Here is a 7843-nt window from a genome sequence, read left to right on the forward strand (position 1 = left end):
GTCGCGCGGCGAGGCCGGGATCAGCGCGGGGCTCTGCTTGGGCTTGCCGTTCTCGTCCTTGCCGACGCCCACGCCGGTGGCGATCACGTCCAGCCGGGCGGCCCCGACGGCGCGGAACCCCGGCGGCTCGTGCAGCGTGATGCCACGGACGCGTCGGCCGTCGAACGTCGCGTGCCGGCCCACGACCAGGCCTCGGCGAAGTTCGAGCGACCCGTCGCGGTGACGCTCGAGGCGCATGCCCCACCAGTTCTCCACGAACAGCACCGTGGCGGCGACTGTCCCGATGGCCAGGGTCAGGGCCACCACGCCGATGGCGAGGACGGGCAACGGCAGCCCGCCGACGCGGTCCCAGACCCACTCCAGCACCGCCGGCACCGCGTTGAACCAGTCGGCCACCTGGAGCACGATGCCGAAGCCCACCAGGCCGAACACCGGCGTCATGAGGCTGGCCGGGGCGTAGCGGACCCACCGGGGATCGAGGCGGGCGAGTTCGTGGGTGCCGGCGCCGGCGCGGTCGGCCAGTATTCGGCGGCGCAGGTCCTCGGCCTCGGAGCGGTCGAGGGCGGCCAGCGTCATCCTCGAACCGTCGGTCTCCCCGCTGGCCAGCTTGAGCGTGGCGATCCCGAGGCGACGCTGGACGACGTCGGCGGTGATCTCCACGTTGCGGACCCGGTGCGTCGAGAGCGTCGAGGTAGTGCTCGACAGGAAGCGGACCCGGCGCTCGATCCGGTGTGCGTCCACGCGGTAGCGGGTCACCGTCAGTCGGGCGGACTCGGCGATCGCGGTGGCGACGGTCCCCGCGACCGCCCCGCCCACCGTCCAGAGGAGCACCCACCCGATGGCGAGGCCGCCCACCAGCATGCCGATCGCCGCCGGCACCGCCGCGGCGACGAGCGCGGCGGCGACTACCACGGTCGTGGAGGTGATCGTCCGACGGTCCAGCGGACGCCAGTCGTCGTGGTCCGCGCCGGCGGGGCGGAGCGGGCCGTCTGGACCGGCCGGGCCGGTCATGTGGCGTCCCGCTGGTCGTCCTCGGCGAGGAGGGTGAGGCGGTCGGCCATCTCCTCGGCCTGCGTGGCGTCGAGGGCGCTGATGCGGACCGCTCCCTTCGACGACGCGGTGGTGACCACGACGGTGGCGAGGCCGAACTGTCGCTGCAGCGGGCCGCGGGTCTTGTCGACGGTCTGGACGCGCGACAGGGGAGCCGCCCGCCACTCCTCCCAGAACAGTCCACTACGGCTGTAGACGGCGGTGTCGGTGGCCTCCCAGCGGTGGATCGCCCACCGGACCCGGGGCACGACCACCAACGCGGCCACGGTCAGCACTGCCCACCCGGCGGTGGCGAGGAGCATCCACGGGCCCAGGAGAAGCGTCGACGCCGCCAGGACGAGCAGCGGGCCGACCATCCACAGGGCGACCTGCGCCGCCCACCACCGCCAGCACCGGGGATCGACCCGTTCCCGAGGCGGACGGAGGCCGAGTCGAGTCCCGAGTTGAGTCTCATTCACGGGTCCAGACTAGGGGTGTTGTGGAAGGCTCGGGAGCATGGGACTCCTCCGGCGATACCGGGCGACCGGCGCAGACCTGCCCTTCGGAGATCCGCTCCGCGCACACGGCGTGGCCATGGAGGGGTACTTCCTCCGCGTCACCGACCGTGAGCGCGGGCGCGTGGTGATCGCCCTCATCGGGGTCAACCGGGGACCCGACGGGCACTGGGCGACCCTCGGCCTCGCGTCCGACGAGGCGCCCATCCCGATCGAGGCCGGTGGATCGCGCCGGGACGGAGACGGGGGCTCTTCGTTGTCGTCGTCTTTCTCCTCGTCGTCATCGTCGTCGTCCACCCTGCGCCTCATGGCCGCGCCCGACGGCTGGGCTGATCCGGACCGCATCGGCGCGCGCTCCGGCGACCTGTTCGAGTACCGACCCGACGGGGTCCGCGTGGACATGGGCGACGGCGCGCGCCTCCACGTGGACATCACCGACCCGGTGCAGTGGCCGCACTCCGCCGTCGGCGGCTCGAGCATCTTCCAGTCCGTCTCCGCGCTCAACCAGTACTGGCACCCCTGGCTGCTCGGCGGCCGGGCCCGCGGGTGGGCCGAACTCGACGGCGAGCACTGGGAGTTCGACGGCGCCGAGGTGTACGGCGAGAAGAACTGGGGGGCCGAGGGCTTCCCCGAGTCGTGGTGGTGGGGGCAGGCGCAGGCGTTCTCCGAGCCGAACACGTGCGTGGCGTTCGCCGGCGGGCAGATCCACTCGGGGCCGCTGCGCACCGAGGTGACGGCGGTCGTCGTGCGCCTGCCCGGCGGGAAGGTCATCCGGCTGGGCAACCCGGTCGTCTCGCCGGTCCGAGCCGACGTGACCGACGAGCGGTGGGAGTTCGAGGGACGCGGCTACGGCTGGCAGGTGCGGATCAGCGGGCGTTCGCCCCTGGACCGTGCGCACGTGCTGCCGGTCCCGCTCCCGTCGGAGAAGCGGAACTCCGCCGGGTCGATCGAGCACCTGGCCGGGGAGCTCGAGGTGGAGGTCCGCCGGCACGGTCGGCTCGTGTGGTCGGACCGCAGCGCCCTGGCCGCGCTCGAACACGGTGGGCTCGACCGCGCAGAGGCTGAACTTCGGCGGCGTGGTGTTCCGGAGGGGGAGACGGGCGCGCCGCCGATGTAGCGATCGGGCCCCGGCGGTCCGCGCCGGGGCCTGACCACCGCGGTCAGCCGCGGCCCGTCAGCTCGTCGGGGTGGCCCTGCGCAGGACCAGGTACCCGAGGACGGCGGCCACCACAGCCACCCCGAAGAAGTACGCCGACCCGGTCAGCGCCGTCTGCGCGAGGAACCACTGCCCGATTCCGGCCCAGCCTGCGTTCTGTCCGAGGATCAGGACGACCGCGCCGATGGCCGCCAGCAGCGCAACCATGAGAGTCCAGAAGCCCAGGACCGACACCCGCCGAAACACGCCGGCGAACAGGAACGCCAGGACCATCACCGCGAAGGCGAGGGCGGCCGCCAACACTCCCGCCCCGAACAGGCCGTGGCTACTCGTCATGAACGGGGTGTCGAACTGGTAGGCGTGGATGCCGAAGCCGTCGGTGACCCGCTCGACCCACGCCGCGAGGGCGTACGCCGTTCCGAAGCCTGCCGAGACCGCCGCGAACGCCAGGTAGGCGCCCACGACGAAGGTCCGTCGACTGAAGCTGAGCGCCATGGCGAACGGCAACGTCTGGGTGACCGTGTAGGCGGCCATGAAGCCGAGTGTCCACACCGCGGCCTGGGAGGCGCCGCCGTACATCGGCTCCTCGGCGGCGACGCGGCCGTCGGCGAGGGCATCGATCCAGAAGGTGATCCCGATCGCCACCGCCCAGACCAGCAGGAACACCGCGGTGGGGACGATGAGCAGGTTGCTGGGCACGACGAACTGCAGACGGAACGCCGCCGGGATCCGGGCGGCCCACGCAGTCGATGGGTTCCGCTCGGTGACGGGGCCGTCGAGGCTGGTGGTGGTGGCGTTCATGAGGCGACCTCCGAATTCGATCCGGTCAGCTGTGCTGCCGAGGCGGCGTCGGGGAGCGGGTGGTCGGGTCCCGTCCCGGACGTCAGGTGGACGATGAGCTGCTGCAGGGACACCGGGACGACCTCGACCCCGCTGGTGCGGGCCCGCCGCAGTTCGTGGTCTCTTCCAGGGCGCCCAGCACCGTTGTCCTGGCCATGCGACCGAGTGACTCGGTGTGCAGAACCTGGCGGAAGTCGGTCAGCTGACGGACGACCTCCGCCGCGCCGATCAGCGTCACGGCGCGACCACGCAGGTCCTCGACGGGCTCGTCGAGCAGGACCCGGCCCTGATCGAGCAGCACGACGTTCTCGATCAGGTGCGCGAGCTCGTCGATGAGATGGGAGGACAGGACGATGGTCCGTGGCTGCTCGGCATAGTCCTCGAGCAGCCGGTCGTAGAACAGCTGGCGCGCGACGGCGTCCAGACCCATGTAGGGCTCGTCGAAAAAGGTCACGTCGGCGCGGGAGGCGATGCCGATGATCACGGCCACAGCGGACCGCTGACCGCGCGACATCTTCTTGATCCGCGTCCTGCCCGGCACCTGGAAGTCCCGCGCCAGTCGGTCGGCCAGGTCGTGGTCCCAGTTGGGGAAGGCCATGGCGGCCGCCGCGAACGCGTGGCGGGCCAGGGAATCCTCGATGTACTTCTGGTCCTCCCGGACGAAGCAGATGCGGGACAGGACTCGCTCGTTCTCGTGTGGGGACTCGCCGAACACGGCGACCTCGCCGCTGTCGGGCCAGTCCTGACCGGAGACGATCGACATCAACGAGGTCTTGCCGACGCCGTTGCGGCCCAGCAGGCCGTGGATGACTCCGGCCTCGAACGAGACGGTCACCGCGTCGAGTGCAGTCGTCGACTTGTGTGTGCGTGTGAGCTCTCTGATCTCGATGGCGCTGCTCATTCCGCTTTCTCCTTCACCTGGCTGTGGTTCATGTGGGTGCGGATCAGGCCCACCACGTCCTCCGGGCTCAATCCGATCGCGCGGGCTTCGTCGAGCATCGGGGCGATGTAGTCGTCCGCGAACCGCTGCTGTCGCTCCGCACGAAGGAGCTCTCTCGCTCCGTCGGCGACGAACATCCCGAGCCCGCGGCGTTTGACGAGGATGCCGCGGTCCACGAGGAGGTTGATCCCCTTGGCGGCCGTGGCCGGGTTGATGCGGTGGAAGCTCGCGAGTTCGTTGGTCGACGGGGCGCGCTCGCCCTCTGCGAGGGAGCCCTCGAGGACCGCGGCCTCGACCTGGAGCGCTATCTGAACGAAGAGCGGTCTGCCATCGTCCACGGGCGTCGCCCCCTCAGGTTAGCTGGTTAGTTACTCAAGTAGTGAACCATTTGAGCGAAGGGGCGGCAAGGGTCGAGGTAGGGCGATGTGCGGGGGTGCGAGAGGCGTGGGCCGTGGCGGCCCGGCGTCAGATCTTGCGCAGGCGCAGCCGCTGGATGGAGTGGTCCGAGTTCTTACGCAGCACCAGCGTCGCGCGCGGCCGGGTGGGCAGGATGTTCTCCACCAGGTTCGGACGGTTGATCGACGTCCAGATCTCGCGGGCGGCGAGCCGGGCCGCCTTGTCGGACAGGTCGGCGTAATGCGCGAAGTGCGAGTTGGGGTTGGAGAACGACGTGCTGCGCAGTTCGAGGAAGCGCTCGACGTACCACTGTTCGATGTCCTCGATCCGGGCGTCGACATAGAGCGAGAAGTCGAACAGGTCCGAGACCATGAGGCGCGGCCCGGTCTGCAGGACGTTGAGGCCCTCCACGATGAGGATGTCCGGACGGCGGACCTCGATGAACTCGTCGGGCACGATGTCGTACTTGGTGTGCGAGTACACCGGCGCGCGCACGACCGGGGCGCCGGACTTGACCTCGGTGACGAACCGCAGCAGGGCCCGCCGGTCGTACGACTCCGGGTAGCCCTTACGGTGCATCAGACCGCGCCGCTGGAGTTCGCGGTTGGGGTGGAGGAAGCCGTCGGTGGTGATGAGGTCCACCCGGGGGTGGGAGTCCCAGCGGGTGAGCAGCGCGCGCAGCACGCGGGCGGAGGTGGACTTGCCGACCGCCACGGACCCGGCGACGCCGATCACGAACGGCATGGGGGCGTCCACGGTCTCGCCGAGGAACAGGTTGGTCGACTGGAACAGTCGCTGCCGGGCGGATACCTGCAGGTGGATGAGCCGGCTCAGCGGCAGGTAGATCTCTGCGATCTCGTCGAGGTCGAGGTGTTCGCCCAGGCCGCGGAGGCCCTCGAGGTCTTGTTCGGTGAGCACCATGGGCATCGCACGCCGCAGGCGCCGCCAGCTTCGACGGTCGAACTCGACGTACGGCGTGTAGTCGCCGGCTTGTCTGCTCACGGTTCCCGATTGTGGCAGGTGGCCACGGGGGAGAGGGTGTCAGGGTGGCGTGGCACTAGACTGACGACGACGACGACGAGACGAGCCGTGGCCCCACACGATTCGTACGAAGTGCAAAGCCCACGTGCGAGGAGCAACGATGACCGACCCGAACACCGACGTGTTCACCGCCTCCCTGTCCGAGCTCGATCCGGAGGTCGCCGAGGCGATGGCCGGCGAGCTCGCCCGACAGCGAGACACGCTCGAGATGATCGCGTCGGAGAACTTCGTGCCGCGCTCGGTCCTGCAGGCGCAGGGCTCGGTGCTCACGAACAAGTACGCCGAGGGCTACCCGGGTCGCCGCTACTACGGCGGTTGTGAGCACGTGGACGTGGTGGAGAACCTCGCCCGCCACCGCGCCAAGGAGGTCTTCGGCGCCAAGTACGCGAACGTCCAGCCCCACGCCGGCGCCCAGGCCAACGCCGCGGTGCTCATGGCGCTCGCGAAGCCGGGGTCCAAGATCATGGGCCTGTCGCTCGCCCACGGCGGGCACCTCACGCACGGCATGAAGCTCAACTTCTCCGGCCAGCTCTACGAGGTCGCCGCCTATGAGGTGGATCCGGAGACCATGCAGGTCAACATGGACGCCGTCCGGGAGATGGCGCTGGCGGAGAAGCCGGATGTCATCATCGCCGGCTGGTCGGCCTACCCGCGGACCCTGGACTTCGCGGCGTTCCGCGAGATCGCCGACGAGGTCGGCGCCAAGCTGTGGGTGGACATGGCCCACTTCGCCGGACTGGTCGCCGCCGGCCTGCACCCGAGCCCCGTCCCGCACGCCGACGTCGTCTCCACGACCGTCCACAAGACGCTCGGCGGGCCGCGCTCCGGCATGATCCTCACCAATGACCTCGAGCTGTTCAAGAAGCTCAATTCGTCGGTGTTCCCGGGCCAGCAGGGCGGACCGCTCATGCACGCGATCGCCGCCAAGGCCACCGCCATGAAGATCGCCGGGACCGAGCAGTTCCGCGAGCGTCAGCAGCGCACGATCGAGGGTGCCCAGATCCTCGCCGAGCGGCTCACCGCGCAGGATTGCAGGGACGCCGGCGTCTCCGTCCTCACCGGCGGCACGGACGTGCACCTCGTCCTGGTGGACCTGCGTGACTCCGAGCTCGACGGCCAGCAGGCCGAGGACCTCCTCCACGAGGTGGGCATCACGGTGAACCGCAACGCGGTGCCGTTCGACCCGCGTCCGCCGATGGTGACCTCCGGCCTGCGCATCGGCACGCCCGCCCTGGCCACCCGCGGGTTCGAGGCCGAAGACTTCCGTGAAGTCGCGGACATCATCGGCACAGCGCTGGCCGGGGGCTCGGGCGCGGACGTCACCGCCCTGCGCGAGCGCGTGTCCGCGCTGGCCGCGTCGAAGCCGCTGTACGAGGGTCTCGAGGACTGGAAGATCCTGGGCTGAGGCGGGTCGAGAAAACGACAGGCGGGGGCCGATGACCGACGAGAACACGGGCAACGGCCCCCGTCTACGTGTTGGCTACGTCCCCGGTGTCCAGCCGGACAAGTGGCTCGCGCGGTGGCGCGAGCGCAATCCACGCGTGCCGATCTCGGCCCGACGCACCGGTGACCCGCGGGCGGAGCTCGCGGACTCCGCCGGCGACGACGGCTTCGACGTGATCTTCCTCCGTGAGCCCGACGACGCCCCGCGCTCGGCGCCGGCCGGACTGCTCCGGGTCCCGCTGTACACCGAGACGATGGCCGTGCTCGCCGAGAAGGACCACGAGCTCGCCGCCTTCGACTCGCTGGGGATCGCTGACCTCGAGGGGGAGCGGTGGGTCGAGTCGGTGAATCCGATCACGGCGACGCCCGACGAGGTGTCCGCCGCGGTGGACCTCGTCGCCGCCGGCGTGGGGCTGCTCGTTCTGCCGGCGCCGTACGCGCGGGCGCTGAGTCGGCGCGACGTGGTGGCGCGGCCCGTCGACG

At 70.5% G+C, this 7843-nt stretch carries 9 protein-coding genes; 3 read left to right on the forward strand and 6 right to left on the reverse strand.

The features are described 5' to 3' along the window. Together G6024_RS11580 and G6024_RS11585 are read right to left on the reverse strand one after the other, a co-directional pair. On the reverse strand, positions 1–1011 hold a 1011-nt coding region (locus G6024_RS11580; RefSeq protein WP_159148753.1), incomplete at its 3' end, for a PH domain-containing protein. Beyond that, positions 1008–1508: a PH domain-containing protein gene (locus G6024_RS11585; protein WP_159148754.1), complete on the reverse strand. Its 501-nt coding sequence runs from the start codon at positions 1506–1508 to the stop codon at positions 1008–1010. The genes G6024_RS11585 and G6024_RS11580, both read right to left, overlap by 4 nt. A gap of 37 nt (positions 1509–1545) precedes the next feature. Between G6024_RS11585 and G6024_RS11590 the strand changes: the two genes are divergently transcribed. Beyond that, positions 1546–2661, forward strand: coding sequence for a tocopherol cyclase family protein (locus G6024_RS11590; protein ID WP_159148755.1), 1116 nt, complete (start codon positions 1546–1548; stop codon positions 2659–2661). 57 nt (positions 2662–2718) lie between these two features. Here the strand turns inward: G6024_RS11590 and G6024_RS11595 are convergent, their stop codons facing one another. The 4 genes from G6024_RS11595 to coaA all read right to left on the reverse strand — a co-directional run bounded on the left by G6024_RS11595 (position 2719) and on the right by coaA (position 5878). Beyond that, entirely contained in the window at positions 2719–3501 is a 783-nt protein-coding gene (locus G6024_RS11595) for a hypothetical protein (RefSeq protein ID WP_159148756.1), read from the reverse strand. Positions 3502–3583: 82 nt separating this feature from the next. Next, complete coding sequence (locus G6024_RS11600; protein WP_235027879.1) at positions 3584–4441, reverse strand: ATP-binding cassette domain-containing protein; 858 nt, start codon at positions 4439–4441, stop codon at positions 3584–3586. Next, a complete protein-coding gene (locus G6024_RS11605; RefSeq protein WP_159148757.1) occupies positions 4438–4818 on the reverse strand; it encodes a GntR family transcriptional regulator in 381 nt (126 codons plus the stop codon). Before G6024_RS11605 ends, G6024_RS11600 begins: the two co-directional genes overlap by 4 nt. A 127-nt stretch (positions 4819–4945) precedes the next feature. After that, complete coding sequence (gene coaA, locus G6024_RS11610; protein WP_159148758.1) at positions 4946–5878, reverse strand: type I pantothenate kinase; 933 nt, start codon at positions 5876–5878, stop codon at positions 4946–4948. Positions 5879–6017: 139 nt separating this feature from the next. Here coaA and glyA point away from each other — a divergent pair, with 139 nt between their 5' ends. Continuing rightward, positions 6018–7322, forward strand: coding sequence for a serine hydroxymethyltransferase (gene glyA, locus G6024_RS11615; RefSeq protein ID WP_159148759.1), 1305 nt, complete (start codon positions 6018–6020; stop codon positions 7320–7322). A gap of 31 nt (positions 7323–7353) precedes the next feature. Next, a partial coding sequence (locus G6024_RS11620) for a LysR family transcriptional regulator substrate-binding protein (protein ID WP_159148760.1) occupies positions 7354–7843 on the forward strand: 490 nt, incomplete at its 3' end.

Origin of the sequence: Dietzia maris (assembly GCF_014144855.1) — a bacterium.
In the GTDB taxonomy this organism is placed as follows: Bacteria; Actinomycetota; Actinomycetes; order Mycobacteriales; family Mycobacteriaceae; genus Dietzia; species Dietzia kunjamensis.